A 19989-nucleotide genomic window follows, 5' to 3' on the forward strand; every position below is an offset into this window, starting at 1 on the left:
ACTACCTATGCGTTCAGGGTTTGTGAATACCAGGAACGTTGTCCGTTCCGGGCCAAAGGAAAAGGCGAATTTTTTTCAGGTAGTCAAACGCTTCGATGAAAAGCGTCATGCCAAGCAATTCGACGACTGGCAACATGCCGATGCGAAAGCACATCTGAAGCGCTGAGATCAGCAATAGCGCAAGTCCTGCTTGAATACTGAGCCGCAGCATCCATGCGAAAAGCTGTAATGCCCCTTTGAGCAAACGCGAACCTGCCGCGCTGGCGATCTGGCGTGGAGACGCTGCTGGGTCGATTGCTGCGTCGTCCGTCAGCCATTGAACTTTTGCCGCCAGCCTGGCATGCCGTGAAAGGAACACGCGCAGTCGGATCGACAGTCTTTCCCGCAGCGCTCTGGTCGCGATGTGGATCGCAAACACGATGAAGATGGTCAGCAGGCCCGCGCCGATCAGCCCGGCGGGCGGGAATGGATACCACGCACTGTTCTGTTTGTACTGGTCACCGTAAGTCAACAGATTGTCCAGTGCCATGGCGTGCAGATAGACGCCTGGGATCAGTCCGTGAACCGGGGAATTGACCAGGTCGTTGTAGCCAGCGACCGCGGCGCCCACCATGACATACCGATCGACAAGATAAGGAGCAAGCGCCTCCTCGCTCATGGTCTCGGTCTGGATCATCGACAAGGTCTGATGAATCGGGCAAGGCGGAGGAATCTCATCGCTGTCCTCCCAAAGTTGCCGCAACAGGTCCGGTATAAGACGCGTCCCGCTGAACGTACTGGCTTGGCAATAGGAGAGCAGGTCCGGTTTGTCGATCTCTTGTTGAATGCCGGGCCGGCCTGCCGCCCAGATCAAGGCCATGGGCTCGGTTTCCACACCCAGGTCGATGCCGGCGACGTCTTGGGCGATGGCCATTGCCGCACTTCGGAAAGATGCCGGGTCGCTGGCGGGGCCGGGGTTCCATTGCTTACCCGCCAAGTGGGTGCTCAGTGGGTAATTCCACGCATGGCGATCGATCGGATCGGGGGTGTAACGCACGCCGACCAAGCTCACGCATGGTGTGGCATCAGGCAACGTGGCAGCCTGTATTTCAGGTCGGGTCTTGAGCTGGCCATCGACAGGGGATGGCAATGCGGCCAGAAAAATCGGGACCCCATATTCGCCCCTGATTCTGCATAGGGTTTGAATCAGGCTCGGGAGGCTGCGGTCATTGCGCTGCTGCCCGAAGGTAATGTCCAGAAAAATGGCCTTGGGCCGGCCTGCCGGATTGGTTGCGATACGTTCGAGCCAATCGCCATGATCCATATAGGAAAGCGGCCAGGCTGATTTTTGTTCGTTCAGAAATTGCGTGTCATACATCAACACGGTTATCTGTTCTCTGGCGGCAAGAGGATATAACTCTGCGCCAATTGGGGCTTGTGAACTCGCCATATAACGAGTCACCGCCAGGCTGTCACTATTGATCTTCGTGCCAACGATCAGCATCGCAAACGACGCCACAATCAATATGACAAGTCGTATAAGCAGCGATGACACATCAAAGTCGGAAGGATGGTCCCGGAGTGCCTGCTTGAATAGATGCGGCCACGAGCGAGAGGGTGCAGAAGGTCCTGCACTGGGCACCGACTTGGGTGTGGCTGACATTATGTGACAAAAGAGACATTTTGCAATGATCTATCATGCCACGGATCTATCGGTTTTTGCCCGTGACTAATTAATGTGTGCGTCAGAGCCCACGCATAAAAGACGTGCCGCGAATATGTCGTCAGCGCTCTTGACGAGCAGGCCCAAGATACTTAGGCGTTCTGCGCCAAGCAGCCAGCGCGCGACTGGTCTTGAGATTTGCCCGCACGTCTTTCACCAGACAACTGCCGTCTGGCGATCAGCCCAGCCGTCCCGGCCAGCAACAGGCCGATCAACACACCCAAAGGCAGCTTGTCTCGCAGGGCTCGCTCGACGTATTCATCGATTATCGAAATCGGCATGGCCGCCAGCGCGGCGAATTGGCCGTCATCCGACGGATGCATGTCGACCAGATAATCGCCGTCCGAAAACGTAATGGCGTCACCCTGGTAGCGTTCAAGCCAGGCTGGTTTGAAGACGCCTTTGGTGCGGAACCAGGTGCCTGAGCCGATGCCGATCTGGGCCAGCGAGATGCGCCCGTCAATGTCCAGGGTGGCTCCGACGAGATCGGGCACGGTAATGGCCGCATGACCATTGGTGGCGCTGATGTTGAATTGAATGCCAGGGATGCTGGGCAGCGTGATGCCGTTCCAGGTTTTCGATCCGTCAGGCCCGATCTGATCGGCGGGACCCAGGGCTACCGTCTGCTGGATGTTGTTCAGCGTGGAGCAGACGAGTGCGTTGTTTCGCACGTAGCCCAGGCCCTGCACATAGGTGGACCCGGCCAGCAGCCGGCTCATCTGCTGGATTTGTGATGGAGTACAGGGCGCGTAGGTCGTTTCCGCATTCAGAGCGCCGACTGCCGCATCGATCTGCGCGCGGGTACCGGCTGCCTGGCGTTGCACGTGGGACGTCAGTCGCTCCAGCTCGGTCACGGCAGCTTGGCGACCCGTGATCAAGGCGCTGTATCCGGTGATGCCGATAGGGGCGAGCAGCAGTACACCGATGACCGCTGCTACGATCCATTCACGCCGTTTGCGCATAAGCCATTCGCCTGTGCTTGTTTGTATTTTTATGTGTCAACTGACCCGGGAATCGAGTCTACGCTGGCCGATCGTGTGATGGTAAGTTGCCTGTTTGCGCGACGCGCACGGTGTTGCATTTCTGCTTGTTCAACTATTTGTAAGCTATCGTAAGTATCAGGATTGTTTCTGTGCCGGTCGCGTCCATTTACATGATGCGAGGGGACGAGGTCTCTTCGCCATGTAGCAGTACATCACTGGTTCAGGAGCTTTTAATGAATAACGAAGACCGGATTGCGATCGAAGGCGTTTTCTCGCGACTTCAAGAGGTCGAGCGTCAAGGCGGGCCACGCGAACCGGAAGCCGAGCAGTTCATCCGCTCGCGCATCGATGCACAACCGGGTGCAGCGTATTACCTTGCGCAAACCGTGCTGGTTCAAGAGCATGCGTTGAAATCCGCGCAGCAGAAAATCACTGAGCTGGAACAGCGTGCCGCCGCGCCGGCACCCGCGCCTGCGCCGCAGGCAGGGTTTGCTGCGGATACGGCGCGGCCGTCCGGTTTGTCCGGTCTGTCGGCTGGATTCTTCGGCCGTTCGCCACCTGCGTCGCAGCAGGGCTCACAACCTTTGTCCGCAGCGGGCACGCCCCTGTCGGCAGCCGGCACCCCCTTGCAAGGCGGCACGCCGCCGGTGGGTAGCCAGTTCGGCCAATCGGCACAGCCTGCTCAGCCGCAGGCACCCAGCCGCGCGGGCGGCTTCCTGGCCGGTGCTGCGCACACGGCAATGGGCGTTGCGGGCGGCATGATGCTTGGCAGCATGCTGGGGAACATGTTTGGCGGTGGGGCTGACAAGACTGCCGAAGCCGCCGCAGCAGAAGCCAAGCCGGAACCGACTGCCGATGCTGGCGCGCAGTCCGACTCGCAATTCGACACACCGAATGATGCGCCGTCGGATGTGGCCTACGACAACAGCGACTCGGGCTTTGGGTTCTTCGACGACGGCGGTGACTTCGACGAAGTCTGACGCAATGCATGTGGCCTGCTGTACATGAACCGGCAGCTTGGTGATCTTCAAGATCACCAAGCTTTGGCTACCCAAACATGGCGCGTACCATCAATGGTGCGCGCCATGTTTGTTTATAGCCCCAGCATGTTCTTCAATCGATTGTCGGGCGACTCGGCCTTGACGCAGATGTTGCGCTCCAGGTCGCGCAGGTGACTGTCCATCAGCCTGGCCGCGCCATCGGCATCGCCGCGTTCCAGGCAGTCGACGATGGCGTCGTGCTGTTCATGTTCGCAGCAGGCGTTGCCGGGCGGCTGGTACAAAGCGACGATGAGCGAGCAGCGCGACACCATCTCGATCAGATAGCGTTGCAGCACCGGGTTGCGGCCAAGCTCGCCCACTTTCAGGTGGAACCCGCTGGCAAGTCGCACCCATGCCGGTTGTTTGAACCGGTGCATGGCGGCGTGCTCTTCTTTCAGCTGCAAGCGCAGGGCGGCCAGGTCTTCTGGCGTGGCGCGTTCGGCAGCCAGTCGAACCAAGGTGTCTTCCAGACCGCGTCGGGCTTCGAAGATGTGCCGGGTTTCTTCCAGCGTGGGCACGGCAACGATCGCCCCACGATTGGGCCGTAGTTGCACGATGTGATCGTGGGCCAGACGCTGCAAGGCCAGGCGCACCGTGGAACGGCTGGCACCGAACAGTTCACACAGTGAGGCCTCGGGCAGTTTGGTGCCAGGGGCCAGGCGCTGGCTCATGATGCTGTCGAACACCGTGCGGTAGATGCGACCCTCGGCACTGTCGTCGCCCACCACGCTGGCCAACATGCCGCTTGGATCGGCGTCGGGCAAAGGTGTGTGCTCCAACGCGGGTTCCGGGGTGGGCTGCTTGCGGGTGTGAGCGGGCATAGTGTGATGGCGGTGCGGGTGAATCAGGTCTGAAGGCCGCTGACTTTGCATCCGGTGTGCTGAAAGCTGCGCCACGGCCTTGGCCTGAATTATCGTGTGACGGCACTTTGCCACAAAGTGTCGACCTCGGCAGACAGCGCCGACTGAGTATGGCGGCAGATCTCGCCCGGGGTGGCAAACCATATCTCGCCCCGGTCGCGCGCGGCGGCCAGATGCTCCAGCGCACGCCGCAGGTGCCGCAACCGATAGGGCTGGCCAACAATATAGGGGTGCAGCGCCACGCCCATCACCAGTGGCTGCGTGCGTGCCTGAAGCTGCATTTCATCGAAGTTGTCGACGATCATCTGCGCAAACGCGCTGGCATCCATGCGACGCGCGACGATGGCCGGGATGTCGTTCAGTTCCTGGGGATAGGGCACCGACCAAAGCAGCTTGCCGTTACGCGTGCGCATGGGCAGGGGCTGGTCATCGTGACACCAGTTCAAGGTGTAGTGGTAGCCCGTCTCGGTCAGCAGGTCGGGCGTAAGCGGACTCTCTGATATCCACGGCGACAGCCAGCCGCTGGGCGCAACACCGCTGTGGGTCTGCATGCGGTCGCGGCACAGTCCCAGCAAGCGGCGTTCGCCTGCTTCGCTAAGCGTGCCTTGGCGCTCTGCGTTGGTATGGCCGTGGCCGACCAGCTCGTCGCCGCGTGCCACGCAGGCTGCCACCAGCTCGGGGCAGTGGTCGTACAGCGCAGTGTTCACGATGGCGCTGCTGGGCAGGCCCAGGCTGTCGAACAAGTCCAGGCAGCGCCAGGCTCCGACGCGGTTGCCGTACTCGCGCCATGCGTAGTTCAGCACATCGGGTTCTGGTGACACCGGCCCAATCGCCGCGCCCATGCCTTCACCGAAGGCGAAGTGTTCCAGATTGAAGCCCAGGTACACGGCCAATCGCGCGCCGTTGGGCCAGGTGTAGTCCGGGCGCTTGGTGATGGGCAGGTAGTCGAAACGTCCGTGAGCGGGCAGCAGACTGTCGTAAAGCAAGGTCATGGTGTGTTCACGCCTTTGCCGCGTTGGCGGCATTTGCTTCGGCGGCCAGGCCCGGCGTGAGTATCCATTCGGCGCTGTCGTTCCAGACATCCATGTGGGTGATCAGGCCGTTGCTGACGACATAGCGATCTACATAGCGGTTGCCCTCGAAGGGTGTGCCATCGGGCCACTCGCCATACAGCGTGCCAAGGCTGTAGACGATGGTCTCTGAAGGGGTGCCGCCTGCCACCACGTCAGTGCGTGCAATGCGTTTCTTCACCCAGGCATATCGGCCAGCGTTGAACACCGTGCAGTCCGATGGCTTGTTCATGGCGCGGCCGCCTGTGAAGCGGATGCGCATGACGGGGGCGATCAGGTGTTGTGCGCCTTCAGGGTCGGGAATCATCACGATGCGCAGGTACTCGTTGACCAGGTCGCCGGCAGATTGCGGATCGAAGCTGGCGAGGGTTGCGTTGAGGCGGGGTGACGCCTCGTCGCGGGGCATGTCCAGGCCCTGTTTTGATGCATTGCTCATGTTGGTTCTCCGCATTGGTGCGTGTCTGGGGTGCTTGGTGTCCGGTGTCGTGCTCCCCCAGATCGTGAGCAAAGGCTATGCCATATTGTCGACATATTGATATAGAGAGTGTTGTCAATATTTCATCGATTATGTGGACGTTGGCATGGTGTTTGCATTGTTCAGGGACGAACCAAGCGCGTTCAGACCGCTCCCCGACTTGCCCAACCCCATCCCTGGAGATTCACGATGACCCATGCCACTCGCTCTTCCCACCGTGCTGCCCGTCGTCGCCTGTTGGCTGGCACTGCCGCCGTTCTGGCCTGCGGTATCTGGTCTGGCGGTGCGTATGCCGCCGATCCCATCAAGATCGGCCTGGTCACGGCCTTGTCGGGTCAGTCTGCATTGGCGGGAGAGGCCATCACCCGGGGCATGACCATCGCCATCGAAGAGATCAACGCCAAGGGTGGGTTGCTGGGTGGACGCAAGCTGGAACTGGTGCGTCGTGATGACGAAGGGAATCCGGCCAAGGGCGTGACCGCCGCGCGTGAACTGATTCACCGCGAAAAGGTGGCCGTGTTGTTCGGTGGTCTGGACACGCCGGTGGCCATGGCCATCGTGCCGCTGATCAATCAATCGAAGATGCCTTTCATGGTGCCGTGGGCGGCTGGCACGCCCATCACCAAGAACGGCGCAAACCCGAATTTCTCGTTCCGCGTGTCGGCGGTGGACGAGATCGTGGACGTAGGCATGCTTGCGTACGCGCAGGCCAATTTCAAAAGCGCCAAGCCGGGCATGATCCTGATCAACAACCCCTGGGGCGAGTCCAACGAGAAGGGCTTGAAGGCAGCCTTGGCAGCCAAGGGCGTGGCCTCGGCCGGTGTTGAAAAATTCGAGATGAACGACGTCGACGTGGTGCCGCAACTGACCCGTCTGAAAGCAGCCGGTGCCGACACCTTGTTCATGGTCGCCAATGTGGGCCCGTCTGCACAGGTGGTGAAGTCGCTGGATCGCATGGGCTGGCAAGTGCCGGTGGTGTCGCACTGGGGACCGCTGGGAGGGCGTTTCACGGAACTGGCCGGACCGAGCGCCAAGAACGTTCACTTCGTGCAGACCTACAGCTTCTTCGGCAAGGAAACGCCGGTGCGCGACAAGGTGGTGAAGGCCTTGATGGCCAAGTACCCCGACGTCAAAGGCCCGGAGAACATCACGCCTGCCGTGGGCGTGGCCAACGCCTACGACGCGGTGCAACTGAGCGCGCTGGCGATTGCCGCGGCCGGTTCCACCGAGGGTGATGCGGTGCGCGAAGGCTTCTACAAGATCGATCGCTACGAAGGCCTGATCAAGACCTACGTGAAGCCATTCACCGCCACCCAGCACGACGCCTTGGGCGCGGAGGACTACGTGTGGGCGCAATTCATCGGCGACAAGATCGTGCCGGTGGCGTCGGGCAGCTAAGACAGCTTGCTTTGCTTGGACCACACCGTGTTGTCTAAAAGGATGTCTGCATGTTGTTGATATCGGCGCTGATCAGCGGCCTGGGCCTGGGCAGCATGTACGGGCTGATGGCGCTGGGTTTCTATGTGACCTACGCGGTGTCGGGGACGGTCAATTTCGCGCAAGGCAGTTCGATGATGCTGGGCGCGGTATTGACCTTCACCTTTGCGCAGACGCTGGGGTGGCCGCTGGTGCCGGCGATTCTGCTGGCGCTGGCCTTGTGCGCCGCATACGGCCTGGTGGTCGAGGCCGTCGCCGTGCGGCCGTTCGCCAGCCGGGGGTCGGACGCGTGGCTGATGGCAACCGTGGCGCTGGGCATCGTGCTGGACAACCTGGTGATGTTCACCTTCGGCAAGGAACCGCGCAGCCTGCCATCGCCGCTTGCCCAGACGCCGTTGGATATTGGTGGCCTGGGCCTGGGCATCTATCCCTTGCAGGTCTTGATCCCGGTGGTTGGCCTGGCGCTGGCCGGCGTGCTGCACACCGTGTCTCGGCGCACGCGCTGGGGCACGGCCATGCTGGCCGTGGTGCAGAACCGCTCGGCTGCCAGGCTGATGGGCATTCCGATCAAGCGGGCGATTGCGGTGGCTTTCGCTTTATCAGCCTTGTTCGCCGGGATTGCGGGCGTGCTGATTGCACCCTTGTTCAACGTGCAGTCTGACATGGGCACCTTGTTTGGTCTGAAAGCCTTTGCGGTGGCGATTCTGGGTGGCATCACCAGTGCCTGGGGCGTGATGATCGCGGGCTTGCTGTTCGGCATCATCGAAGCCTTGGTGACCGTCACACTGGGCTCGGGGTACACGCAGATCGTCACCTTCGGCTTGGTGATTGTGGCCTTGGCAATCCGACCCAACGGTCTGTTTGGCCGCGCGCAAGTGAGGAAGGTATGAGTCAGGACGCTTCGGGTATTGGCGCGCGCCTGGCCGCGCGCGCGCAGGCTGTCGGGAAGGCTGCGCCGTATCGTGCAAGCACGGGTGGCACAGGCTCTGGTACCTGGTTTGGTCTGAGCTCACCGGCACAGATTCTGTCGGTGCTGCTTCTGCTAGGTGTAGGTGCCGGGCTTGCGCTGACCGTCAACAGCTACTACGTATTCGTGCTGGCCAGCGTGGCCTTGTTGGCGGTGGTCGGCATTGGTCTGAACGTATTGTTGGGGCTGACCGGGCAGGTGTCTTTTGGGCACGTGGGTTTCTACGCCATCGGTGCCTACACCGTGGCGATCCTGACTACGAAAGGCGGCTTGAACTTCTGGCTGGCATGGCCCGTGGCGGTGTTGCTGAGCGCGGCTGTGGGTGCCTTGCTTGCCTTGCCGGCGCTACGTGTGCGCGGGCCGTATCTGGCCATGATCACCATCGCATTCGGCTTTGTGGTGGAACATGCCATTGTCGAATCGGCCAGTTTGACGGGCGGGCAGAACGGCATCATGAGCATTCCGTCGCCAGCGCTGGGCCCCTTGGTGGAAGCGGAACGGGTCATCGCCTTGCTGGCTTTGGTGACCGTGGGCGTGGTGTCGGCTGCGTTTGCATGGTTGTCGCGTGGTACCTGGGGTGCAGCGATGCGCGCGGTGCGCGACAGCGAAACCGCTGCCGAGTCGCTGGGCTTGAACCCGCTGGTGGTGAAGACCGTGGCGTTTTCGGTGTCGGCCGGTTGCGCAGGCGCGGCGGGGGCATTGTTCGCGCCCTTGTCGAGCTTCGTGACCCCACACACCTTTGGGTTTTTGCAGTCGATTCTGTTCGTGCTGGTGGTGTTGATCGGCGGGGCAGGGTCGGTGGCGGGTCCGCTGGTGGGAGCCTTGATCGTAGGTGTGCTGCCGGAAATGCTGGCCAGCCTGGAGGAATACCGACTGCTGTTCTTTGGCGTATTGCTGCTTGCCGTACTGCTGGCCGCGCCGGATGGCGTGGTCGGGCTGGTGCGTCGCATCTACGCAAAGCTGCTGCCGGCCCGTGCTTCGACGGATTGGTTCAGTGACGAGCATGTGGTGCCAGATGAAGACATCTTGTCGCGGCGGCCTCGCCAGTCGTTGACGGCACAAGGGCTGACCATGCAATTCGGTGGCGTGCGTGCCGTCGACAGCCTGAGTTTCGTGGCCGACAGCGCACGGGTCACTAGCCTGATCGGCCCGAACGGCGCGGGTAAATCCACTGCCTTGAACATGTTGAGCGGGTTCTATCTGCCCACCAGCGGCAGCTTCACGCTTGGTGCGCAAACCCTTGCCGGCATGACGGCGCTGAAGATTGCGCGGCTGGGCGTGGCACGTACCTATCAGACATCACAACTCTTCGGCACGCTGAGCGTGGAAGACAACGTGGCGCTGGCAATCAACCGTGGCCAGCTGGGCAGCTTGTTTGGCGCGACACGGCTGCGCTCGCCTGCTCAACAGGCGCGGGCACGTGCCTTGTTGGCCTGGTGTGGCTACACCGGGTCGCCAGATACGCCCGCCGCCGACCTGGCGCACGTCGATCGTCGTCTGGTTGAGATCGCACGTGCGTTGGCTCCCGACCCGGATGTCTTGTTGCTGGACGAACCTGCTGCCGGCCTGTCGCGCGAAGACAAAGTGAAGCTCGCAGACTTGTTGCGGCGGATTGCCGATGCGGGCGTGGGTGTGCTGATCGTCGAACACGACATGGCCTTGGTCATGGGCATCTCGGATCACATCGTGGTGCTGGACGCCGGCAAACACCTGGCTGCGGGCACGCCAGCCGAGATTCAGGCCAACGTCGCCGTGCAACAGGCGTATCTGGGTGAAGCCGTGGCCTTGGGCGACGACCAGCCAATAGCGGCGCGCCCCGCACCCGGCCCGGAGATGCTTGGCGTTGGTGCGCTGGTGGCGGGTTACGGTGCCGATCCGGTCTTGCACCATATCGACTTGCAGGTACGGCGCGGCGAAGTGGTGGCCTTGCTGGGGGCTAACGGCGCGGGCAAGTCCACGCTGATGCGTGCGCTCAGCGGCCTGCATCGCCCGGTGATCGAAGGTGGCATTCACCTGGAAGGACAGGAACTGACAGGCGAAGGCCCGGAGTCGATTGTTGCGCGCGGCATGGTGCTGGTGCCTGAAGGCCGGCAGGTATTCCCGGAACTGTCTGTGCTGGACAACATTCGCCTGGGCGCTTTCCTGCAATCCGAAGACCGCGAGGCGCAGGTTGAATCCATGTTGCAGCGGTTTCCGCGTTTGCGTGAACGCCAGCATCAGCGTGCCGGCCTGTTGTCGGGCGGGGAGCAGCAGATGCTGGCGATTGCGCGCGCGCTGATGTCGAAGCCACGCATTCTGTTGCTGGACGAGCCCTCGCTTGGCCTCGCCCCCAAGATCATCGCGGAACTGTTTGCGGCCCTGGATCAATTGCGCAAAGAAGGCATGACCTTGCTGCTGGTCGATCAGATGGCGGGGTTGGCGCTGGCACTGGCAGACCGGGCCTACGTGATGGAAAGCGGACGCATCGTGGCGCAGGGCACCTCGGCAGAAATTGCAGCCGATGGCGCGCTGGCACAAGCGTATTTGGGTGAACAGGCGGCCACTGCAGACATGCCTGCTGCGCAGTCGAAGGTGGCATCTCATGTTTGAAACTCTGCGTGCGCAACGCTGACGATTCCCTCAGCTTCTCGTCAGAAGCTGGATGAGGCGTTGGTGCGGATGTCATTGGCCGTTGATCCCGTGTCACTCAATGTGTGATGCTGTAGCTTGGAGTGTTCTTTTTCCAAAGAAAGGAATCCCGGAACTAGGTGGTATTGGATTAGAAATAAAGTCGGCTCGGCGCTCAGAAACTCAGTCAATTGCGGGGATTAGCAAAAGGGTTCACTAGCCTATGGGTAGGTAGCTAGTTGCGGTCTAACGGATATATGAAATCGGTTGGCGCGGTTTAGTCCTGTACTGCTAACAGAGTAAAAATCAGCCGGAGGTTGCGTCGCTATGAGGCCAAAGTGACCGATCGGCATGAAATTGGTCGTATAAAGTAGCAGTCATAGTACATAGCAGTTAATGCGGTGTCTAAAATTTAGATCTTGAGGAAAAGATGGAAGCTGGTTTGCTTATATTAATATCAGGTGTAATGTGGTGGTGTCTTTTTCATATGCAGAGGTTAGGTGCTTTAGATCCACATCACGTGGAGGCAACGCCAGGTAAGCCGGCAATTTTGTTGAGGTCGGGTGCGACGTTGCTAGCGATTTTGCTAATTCCCATTTTTCATGAAGTGAACCCGCAATGGATGCAGTTTTTCGCAATGTTTGCTTTGGCGCAAACAGTGGCCGTGGCGTTTACATCACCTGATAGATATAGGGAGGATGAGCAATCAGATAAGGTTCAGAATTTTATCGATCGCTTTAAAAGTTCATTGGCTGGGGCTGTTATTGCGAAAATTTTGGCTATAGTTACAGCTTTTTTGTTGGGTCGAATAATTGGGGAATGGTGGTTTATTGTTTTTGTGGTTATCGGTTTTTACGTGATAAGTAGTAAGGGGTCGGCTGCCTTGGATGCTATTAAAGCTGGAGGGGGCGGATTTTCTTATTTAACAAGAGTTGGAAGAGCTAATAAGGTGCATGAATGGGGGGCGGTCATTAATAAGGGGAGGTTTGCGTATTTTTTTGGTTGTACTACGTTTGGTTTCGCAATTTTGCAGTTCGCTAGCCTCGAGCCTTTGAATTGGATGAGTTGGTCAGGGCTGATTGTTGGGGCAGTACTAAACGCGGTTTTGTCCAATGTGCGATTCTGATTTTTCGCCTAGGATAGGTTGGGTTTTTTAATATGCTTAGATTTTCTTGTTGTTTTCTCATCGGTTTTTTAAAAGGTGTTGTTTTGTTGTGTTGATCTTTACCACGCCATCCTTTTAAAGGGGACTGCCTGGGTGAGGCTCGCAGTTCGGTCAAGTTTGATTGGCTATGCACCAAGCTTCCCGTAGGCCGCGTTGCGCAGCCGGCCGATATCGCCAGCGCCAGTTTGACGGGTTGGCTGACGGGTTCGCTGAATTGACGCGACCCCGCTGAACATTTTCTGTGAACCGCAGACAGATCGCTGCGGACATATTCTTCAACGTGCTCGCGGAGCCGATATGAAACTCCTGAACGTCCCTGTCATCGACATTTCTCCGTTTCGTCTGGGTGGCGAGCAGGAAAAACAGGCGGTAGCCCAGGCGGTTGACCGGGCCTGCCGGGATATCGGTTTTCTGGTGATTCGTGGGCACGGCATCAGCCCTGAACTGATCGAACAGACTCGTTCGGTATCTCGCGATTTCTTCGACTTGCCTGCCGCCGACAAAATTCGGGTCGCCCGTCCTTCAGTAGATGTGGCGCGGGGGTACATCGGGGTGGATGAAGAATCCTTGGCGCGGTCGCGCGACCCGGCCGCCTACGGCAGCGACTTGAACGAAAGCTTCATGATCGGCCCGGTGGACCTGCCGCCCGCCGACTACGCCTTTGCGCCGGCTGCCGGCAAACACTTTGCGCCGAACATCTGGCCTGGTGCTCCAACTGGCTTGGGCGAAGTCTGGCGCACCTATTACCGCAGCATGGGGTCGCTGGCAGAATTGCTGATGCAGATATTTGCTCGCGCCTTGAACCTGCCCGAACATTATTTCGACAACAAGATAGACAAACACATCAGCCGCTTGCGGGTGCGCAACTACCCGGAACAGCGCGTCACCCCCGAACCCGGGCAGATTCGTGCAGGCGCACATTCCGACTACGGCAGCCTGACCATTCTGGCGACTGAAGACAAGCCGGGCGGCCTGCAGGTGTGCAACGCGGCGGGCGAGTGGGTGGACGTGCCAATCGTGCCGGATTGCTTCATCATCAATATCGGCGATCTGCTGGCCCGCTGGACCAACGACGCCTGGGTGTCCACGTTGCACCGTGTGGTGAACCCGCCAGCCGGTGCCGGGGCAGGCAGCCGACGCCAGTCGCTGGTCTTCTTCCATAATCCCAATTACGACGCCGCCATCGAGAATCTGGTGGCGGGGGAAGCGGCCAAGTATCCACCCACCACCTCGGGCGACCATCTGCGCAAACTGTATGTGGCGACGCAGAATGCTTGATGGTGGGTTGCGAGGACTGGTGCCTCGCGCCTGATGCTTAGGGCAGATGCCCGATGCTCAACCACTGTCCGCCATCCGACCAACCAACTCAATCAATCCACACACAGGACAACCCGCAATGACCGTTCAATCCGCCGAGATCAATCTTCCCGATATCGTGGCAGAGGTGGATGCGGTATTCGCCGCCTACGAAAAAGCACTGGTCGGCAACGATGTGGCCATGCTCGACGCCTTGTTCTGGAACGCGCCGCAGACCTTGCGTTACGGCGTGGGTGAACATCTGTACGGTTTCGAGGCGATCCAGGCGTTCCGGCAGGGCCGCCCCAGCCAGGGCCTGGCGCGTGAAATCACGGCACGCAGTGTGACGACGTTTGGAAGTGATTACGCCGTGGCCAACATCGAGTTCGTGCGGGCAGGCAATCCCCGCACGGGTCGTCAGACGCAGACCTGGGTGCGCTTCCCGGAAGGATGGAAAGTGGTGGCCGCGCATGTAAGTCTGGCGGGGTGATTGGCTGGACGCGGTTTAAGGCCGCTTGGCACTGACCGCACCGCCTTGACGACAGCGCGATGGTTTTGCGACGGCCCTCGACGACCGTCTGGGGACTACAAAGTTCATCTGCCTTGATGAATCTGCCACGACCTGTTGCCAATATGTCCTGCTTGACGCAGTTTGAATGAGAAGAACTCGTATATAAGCTTGGGCTGATGTGGGTCAGCGTGGCCTGCGTCCAAGTCCAAGGACAGACATGCACTGGGTGTTGCTGGTAATCGGCCTGGTGGCCGGCATTACGGTTGGCGAATCGGTGGGCGGGGCAATAATCGGGGCGTTGTTGGGCTACGCCATCGGTCTGGCCTTCGCGCTGAAGAAATTGTCGCAAGACCATGCGGCGGTGTTGAAGCGTCTGGTCGAGATCGACAAGGAAGTGAAGGGCTTGCAAAGCCGCGTTGCGTTGGTGGAAGCAGGCGGGGCTGCGGTATCTGCTGCGGTCGGCCAGCACGCCAGTTTGGCGACCGGGCCACACGCTGATGATGCAGCAATACCTGCCGACATCGCGGCGGGTTCGACAGCGTCCCCGAACGTCAGTACGCCGAACATCACTTCGCCGAACTATCAGCCCGCTTCGCAAGCCCCTGCTTATCAGCAGACGGTCTTTGCACCGACTCCGGGCATGTCTACCGCGCCCGAGCATGAGCTGGTGCTGAGCGCCAGGAAAACCACCGAGCTTCCCAGCATCGTTATTCCCGCGGGTGCACGCACGGCACCTGCTGACGCAGATCGCACAGCGACAACTGGTGCTGACGGCTTCACATTCGCCGGTGCCGTCTGGAAAAATGGTGTCCCTGCAGACGTCGCGGGTCGCGATGGCATTCAAGCCGAGTTGGCTGCAAAGGCTTCTGATGAACGCGCAGATCAAGCGCCGGGCGCGGCCGCCAATCAATCTGCCGACGACGCACTGCTGACCGCACAAGCCGGTGGTGCTGCGGTTCCGCCGACACCTCCTGCGCCTCGCGGCCCGTCCTTTATCGACCGTGCAGTCGCCGGTGCCCGAGCCTGGTTGTTCGGTGGCAATACCGTGCTGCGGGTCGGCCTGGTGCTGCTGTTCCTGGGCCTGGCGTTCCTGCTGCGCTACGCCACGGAAGGCATGGACGTGCCGGTGGAACTGCGCTACGCCGGGGTGGCCGCTGCGGCAGTCGCGTTGATCGGCTTGGGATGGTGGCTGCGCAAACGCAATGAAAACTACGCCTTGCTGATGCAGGGCGGCGGCATTGCCGTGATGTACCTGACCGTGTTTGCCGCCATGCGCCTGCACCCCTTGCTGTCCTCGGGCATGGCTCTGGGGCTGCTGGTGGCGGTCACGGTGTTTTCCGCCATGTTGGCGGTCTTGCAGAATGCCTTGGGACTTGCCGCAGCGGCAGCACTTGGCGGGTTTGCTGCTCCGATTTTGACGTCCACCGGCTCAGGCAATCACGTTGCACTGTTCTCGTATTTTGCATTGTTGAACGCCGGCATCTTCGCGATTGCCTGGTTCAAAGCCTGGCGCTTGCTGAACCTGATCGGGTTTGTGGGAACCTTCGGGATCGGTTTTGCCTGGGGCCTGCGGTCCTACACATCGGAACTGTTCGCCAGTACCGAACCCTTCCTGATCCTGTTCTTGCTGATGTACGTGGGCATCGGCCTGCTGTTCGCGCGTCGCAAGCTGCGCGACGCCGAGGCAGTGCCGGAAGATCGCAACGCCTTGCTGCGCTGGGCGGTAAAGAAGGGCGACTACATCGACGGCACTTTGCTGTTTGGCGTGCCGGTCGTCGCATTCGCGCTGCAATTTGCGCTCATTCGTCACCTGGAATTCGGGCCCGCATTCAGCGCGCTCGCACTTGGCCTGTTCTACATGGGGCTGGCACGTGTGGTGGCAGGGCGGTCGGTCGACCGTGCCTTGCTGCTGGTCGAGACTTGCCTGGCGCTCGGCGTGATCTTCGGCACCCTGGCGATTCCGCTGGGCCTGGACGCACGCTGGACATCCGCCGCCTGGGCCGTTGAAGGCGCGGGCATTTACTGGCTGGGCTTGCGTCAAAGTCGCCCGATTGCACGCGGCTTTGGCCTGTTGTTGCAGCTGGGCGCAGCGCTGATGTTCCTGGCTGAACTGCGCCTGGGGGATGGAACCACCATCTTGTCGGGCGTGCCTTTGGGTTCACTGATGCTTGGCGCGGCCATGCTGGTCAGCTTCTGGAACCTGCGTCAAAGCCGTGATCCGTCTTTGCATGCCTGGGAAGCGTGGTGCAAGCCAGTATTGGCGGCCCTGGGATGCTTCTTCCTGTACCTGCTCGCTCCCTTGCTGCTTGGCATCAACGCCACCGCCATCGTGCTGGCGGTGGCCGGGCTGGCAACCCTGTTCGCGGGCCTGCGTTTGGGCGAACGTAGTCTGCTGTTCAGTGCCTTCGGCGCGCAGCTTGGCGGCGGAGCCTTGTTTGCAGGCTTCTTGCGTCTGGATGACCTGGGCAGCGGCGGGGTCGGCTGGGGTGGCTTGTTTGCGGCGTCGATGATCGGCCTGTCCCTGGTGGGCGGCATGGTCATGGCTGCCCGCGACGAAAAAGTGCAGCGTGATCCGGGCTTGATGCGTGGTCTGGCCATCGTGTTGCTGGTTGGTCTGGTGTTCCTGAACCTGGCGGTGTTGTTCGTGCTGCCGTGGCAACGCGCCAGCGCCGTCTGGGCGGGCAGCGGTCTGTTGATTCTGTGGCTGAGCCTGCACCTGCAACAGCGCGCCAGTTTTGTGTTTGGACTGCTGCTGCAAGTGGTTGGCGGCCTGAGTTTCATCGGCTTGTGGCTGCTAGCGGGGACGGGAGTGGAGCGCGAGGGCCTGCCGTTCCTGCAAGCCAGCTTCTGGACGCCATTTGCGATCAGCCTTGCTGCGCTGATCGGTGCCTGGCGCTTGCAGCGTGGGTTGGGTGACGAACACAAGCTTGGGCGCAAGCCCAGACGCGCCCTTGCAGACCTACCTGGTGTCGCACAAGCCGGTGTTGATTCTGTGGTTTCAGGCGCACTGGCGTCAGATGCGGAGTCTTCTGGGAATCCCGCTGTGAATGTCCAGACATCGGGCAACGTATCTTCAGACCACGCCATCAAACCAGCGTTGCCACGTTCGTTAATCTTCGGCGCACGCGCGCTGATGAGCTTGTCGCAGATTCTGATGGTCTGGGGTGCCGCCTGGTGGGCACTGGCATTCGTCAGTGAGGCCGCAAGCTTCCTGTCCTGGCAGACCGCCGCCCAAGGCACCTTGATCATCGCCGCAGGCACGACCGCGCTGTGGGCTGTGGTGGCCCGCAGCACCAACTGGCAGGGCCTGGCCCTGCTGTCAGTGTTGCTGGCCCCGGTTGCCGTGGTGATTCTGGCCGTTCGATGGGACAGTGATTACCATCCTGCCGCCCAGTTCGGCTGGCTGGCGTGGCTGGCGGTCTTTGCGGCCCATTTCTTCGCGTTGCATCGCGTGTCCGGGCTGCTGCCCAAGGCGGTGTCGGCCGCGGCACACGTGCTGGGCTGCTGGTTGTTGATCACCGTCCTGTCGCTGGAACTGCGTTACGTGCTGATGTTGCTGTCTGACAGCTATAACGCGTGGCGTTGGCTGGGTTGGGCCTTGGTGCCAAGCCTGTTCCTGTTTGCCATGTCACTGCCGCGCAGGTGGCCGTGGCCGGTTGCGGCAGCCCCCACGGCGTACCGTCTGTGGGCACCGCTGCCGGTGGCCGGGTTGATGTTGGCCTGGTTCTGGACGGCAAATATATTCAGCGACGGTGCTGCCGACCCGCTGCCGTACCTGCCGTTGCTCAATCCGCTTGAACTTGGCATGTTGTTCGCGCTGCTGGGTTGTTATCTGTGGTCTTTGTGGGCCATGCCCCGACTGCGCGCCAACGACATGGTGCAACGCTGGGCACCGCAGATCGTGGTCGGTGCGTCCCTGTTCGCCTTATTCACGGCCACCGTGTTCCGCACGGCGCATCACTGGGGCGATGTGCCTTTCCAGCTGGACGCGATGCTGTCGTCAATGCTGGTGCAGGCAGGTCTGTCGATTGTCTGGACGACCTTGGCCCTGGCACTGATGATCTTCGGGCATTTGCGCATGCGCCGTGAAATGTGGCTGATCGGTGCCGTATTGATCGGCGTGGTGGTCGCAAAGCTATTCTTTGTCGAACTGAGCAACCAGGGTGGGCTGGCGCGCATCGTGTCCTTCATTGGCGTGGGCGTGTTGCTGCTGGTGGTAGGGTATTTCGCACCATTGCCGCCACGGCGCACCGCCGCTGCGCCGGTGGAACTTGATCGCCAAGGGGATGCGCCATGAACTTCCTGTCTTTGGGTGCTGAACCGAGGCGGATCGCCGTGTTGAATTCCATGCATCCCACGACGCCTGATCGTGCAGCCTGCGCGACGTCGATCCGCTCCTTGTGCTTGCGTGCAGGCGTGGCCGCGTGTATTGCCTTGGCGTTGCCAGTCGCTGCCCAGACGCAGCAGTCCTCCCAGACCGGCAAGACCGAACGGATTGCCGACTTCCCGGACAGCTTTCCCATCCACATGCCTTTGACGGTACAGGGCGAGGGGCCGTGGTATCGGCTGCCTTTGCCGCTGGCGATCCGGTGGCAGGCCGCCCACGCCGACTTGCGAGATCTGCGGGTCTTCAACGCGGAAGGCGAAGCGCTGGCGTACGGGTTTGTGCAGGCCCGTGCGCGGCAACTGCGTGAAGAGCACCAGCACGCTGTGAAGTGGTTCCCGCTGCGCGGCCCTGCCGATGCAAGCGGCAAACAACCGGGCATCAGCGTTCAGCGCAGCGGCGACGGCACCTTGATCCAGGTAGTACCGGACCAGCCTGCACCTGTCGAAAAAACGGTGGTGCGTGGCTGGTTGCTGGATACCAGTGGCATTGCCGCGCCCTTGCAAAAGCTGTCGCTGGACTGGCAGGGCAACGCCGAGGGTTTCCAGCGCTTTCGCGTTGAAGCCAGCGACGACCTGCAGCAATGGCGTAGCTGGGGTGACGGCCAGGTTGCTCGCCTGTCGTTCGAGGGCGAACGCATCGAGCGCCGTGAAATCGAGTTACCCGGCTCACGTGCCCGTTATCTGCGGCTGACCTGGGAAACCCCACGAGAAGCGCCAACCTTGACGCAGGCCGTGCTGACCAGCACCAGCAATAACGAAATCCTGCCTCCGCTGGAATGGTCTGACATGATTCAGGCCGAGCGTAACGGTGATGAATATCAGGTAAGCCTGCCCAGAAGTACGGTGCTGGAGCGCGTTCGGGTGTCGGTGTACCAACCGAACACGCTGGCTCCGGTGTCCCTGTTTATGCTGGACGCTGGCAACAGCACCACTGGCACCACCAGCAACACCCGTCGCGACGCCCGTCGTCCGCCGTCGTGGAATCCGATCGCCACGGGCTTGCTCTATCGGCTGATGCAGGACGGCAAGGAGATCCGCAATTCTGAACTCGAACTGCCCATGGTACCGATCAAGGATCTGAAGCTGCGCGTCGATGGGCGCGGTGGTGGCCTGGGTGATCCTGTGTCCTTCCGTGTGGCGGCGCGCGGCATGGAAATGGTGTTTCTGGCGCGCGGTACGCCGCCCTATACCCTGGCGATGGGCCGTGCCGTGACGCAAGACAAACAATTGCCGCTGGCCGTGCTGGTGCCGGGGTATGAGCCAGATCGACTGACCACGATGGGCACCGCGCAGGCAAGCGCGCCGGTGGTGTCCACGGTGCCAAGGCAGACGCCAGCGCCGTCCAACCACTGGAAGAAGCTGGGGTTGTGGGCAGTGTTGCTGCTGGGCGTGGGTTTGCTGGGCTTGATGGCGGCCAGTTTGTTGAAAGGGCAACGCAAAGCGCAGGAACCCAAGTAGTTTTAATTCGATCCCGGTAATATCGCGGGCGC

General features: G+C 60.8%; 14 protein-coding genes. 9 read left to right on the forward strand and 5 right to left on the reverse strand.

The window, feature by feature from the left end; translation table 11 throughout:
* Positions 1-13: 13 nt before the first annotated feature.
* Both FXN63_RS12490 and FXN63_RS12495 read right to left on the reverse strand, forming a co-directional pair.
* Complete coding sequence (locus FXN63_RS12490) at positions 14-1534, reverse strand: CHASE2 domain-containing protein (RefSeq protein ID WP_187395187.1); 1521 nt, start codon at positions 1532-1534, stop codon at positions 14-16.
* A gap of 260 nt (positions 1535-1794) precedes the next feature.
* The gene (locus tag FXN63_RS12495) at positions 1795-2664 is read right to left on the reverse strand and encodes a CSS-motif domain-containing protein (RefSeq protein ID WP_148815273.1); all 870 of its coding nucleotides are present in this window, start codon (positions 2662-2664) and stop codon (positions 1795-1797) included.
* A 254-nt stretch (positions 2665-2918) separates the two neighbouring features.
* Here FXN63_RS12495 and FXN63_RS12500 point away from each other — a divergent pair, with 254 nt between their 5' ends.
* Complete coding sequence (locus FXN63_RS12500; RefSeq protein ID WP_148815276.1) at positions 2919-3665, forward strand: DUF2076 domain-containing protein; 747 nt, start codon at positions 2919-2921, stop codon at positions 3663-3665.
* Positions 3666-3778: 113 nt separating this feature from the next.
* Here FXN63_RS12500 and FXN63_RS12505 read toward each other — a convergent pair whose 3' ends face one another.
* From FXN63_RS12505 to FXN63_RS12515, 3 genes are all read right to left on the reverse strand, one after another.
* Positions 3779-4546, reverse strand: a complete 768-nt coding sequence (locus tag FXN63_RS12505; RefSeq protein WP_148815278.1) for a GntR family transcriptional regulator — start codon at positions 4544-4546, stop codon at positions 3779-3781.
* Positions 4547-4635: 89 nt separating this feature from the next.
* Positions 4636-5577, reverse strand: a complete 942-nt coding sequence (locus FXN63_RS12510) for a polysaccharide deacetylase family protein (protein WP_148815280.1) — start codon at positions 5575-5577, stop codon at positions 4636-4638.
* 7 nt (positions 5578-5584) lie between these two features.
* Entirely contained in the window at positions 5585-5962 is a 378-nt protein-coding gene (locus FXN63_RS12515; protein WP_246165188.1) for a nuclear transport factor 2 family protein, read from the reverse strand.
* 357 nt (positions 5963-6319) lie between these two features.
* Between FXN63_RS12515 and FXN63_RS12520 the strand changes: the two genes are divergently transcribed.
* The 8 genes from FXN63_RS12520 (at position 6320) to FXN63_RS12555 (ending at position 19957) form a co-directional block, all read left to right on the forward strand.
* Positions 6320-7528 (forward strand): ABC transporter substrate-binding protein, encoded by a 1209-nt coding sequence (locus tag FXN63_RS12520; RefSeq protein WP_148815283.1) that lies wholly within the window; start codon positions 6320-6322, stop codon positions 7526-7528.
* Between the two features lie 50 nt (positions 7529-7578).
* Positions 7579-8457 carry a branched-chain amino acid ABC transporter permease gene (locus FXN63_RS12525; RefSeq protein WP_148815285.1) on the forward strand — a complete coding sequence of 293 codons (879 nt, stop codon included), beginning with the start codon at positions 7579-7581 and terminating at the stop codon, positions 8455-8457.
* Positions 8454-11123 carry a branched-chain amino acid ABC transporter ATP-binding protein/permease gene (locus tag FXN63_RS12530; protein ID WP_148815287.1) on the forward strand — a complete coding sequence of 890 codons (2670 nt, stop codon included), beginning with the start codon at positions 8454-8456 and terminating at the stop codon, positions 11121-11123. Before FXN63_RS12525 ends, FXN63_RS12530 begins: the two co-directional genes overlap by 4 nt.
* Before the next feature lie 448 nt (positions 11124-11571).
* Positions 11572-12267: a hypothetical protein gene (locus FXN63_RS12535; RefSeq protein ID WP_148815289.1), complete on the forward strand. Its 696-nt coding sequence runs from the start codon at positions 11572-11574 to the stop codon at positions 12265-12267.
* A gap of 336 nt (positions 12268-12603) precedes the next feature.
* Positions 12604-13584: an isopenicillin N synthase family dioxygenase gene (locus FXN63_RS12540; protein WP_148815291.1), complete on the forward strand. Its 981-nt coding sequence runs from the start codon at positions 12604-12606 to the stop codon at positions 13582-13584.
* Between the two features lie 118 nt (positions 13585-13702).
* Positions 13703-14092, forward strand: a complete 390-nt coding sequence (gene hpxZ, locus FXN63_RS12545; RefSeq protein WP_148815293.1) for an oxalurate catabolism protein HpxZ — start codon at positions 13703-13705, stop codon at positions 14090-14092.
* 238 nt (positions 14093-14330) lie between these two features.
* Positions 14331-18410 (forward strand): DUF2339 domain-containing protein, encoded by a 4080-nt coding sequence (locus FXN63_RS12550; RefSeq protein WP_222864044.1) that lies wholly within the window; start codon positions 14331-14333, stop codon positions 18408-18410.
* Positions 18407-19957 carry a DUF3999 domain-containing protein gene (locus FXN63_RS12555; RefSeq protein ID WP_222864045.1) on the forward strand — a complete coding sequence of 517 codons (1551 nt, stop codon included), beginning with the start codon at positions 18407-18409 and terminating at the stop codon, positions 19955-19957. The genes FXN63_RS12550 and FXN63_RS12555 overlap by 4 nt, the downstream gene beginning before the upstream one ends.
* Positions 19958-19989 lie beyond the last annotated feature (32 nt).

It is taken from the genome of Pigmentiphaga aceris (assembly GCF_008119665.1).
GTDB classification, from domain to species: domain Bacteria; phylum Pseudomonadota; class Gammaproteobacteria; order Burkholderiales; family Burkholderiaceae_B; genus Pigmentiphaga; species Pigmentiphaga aceris.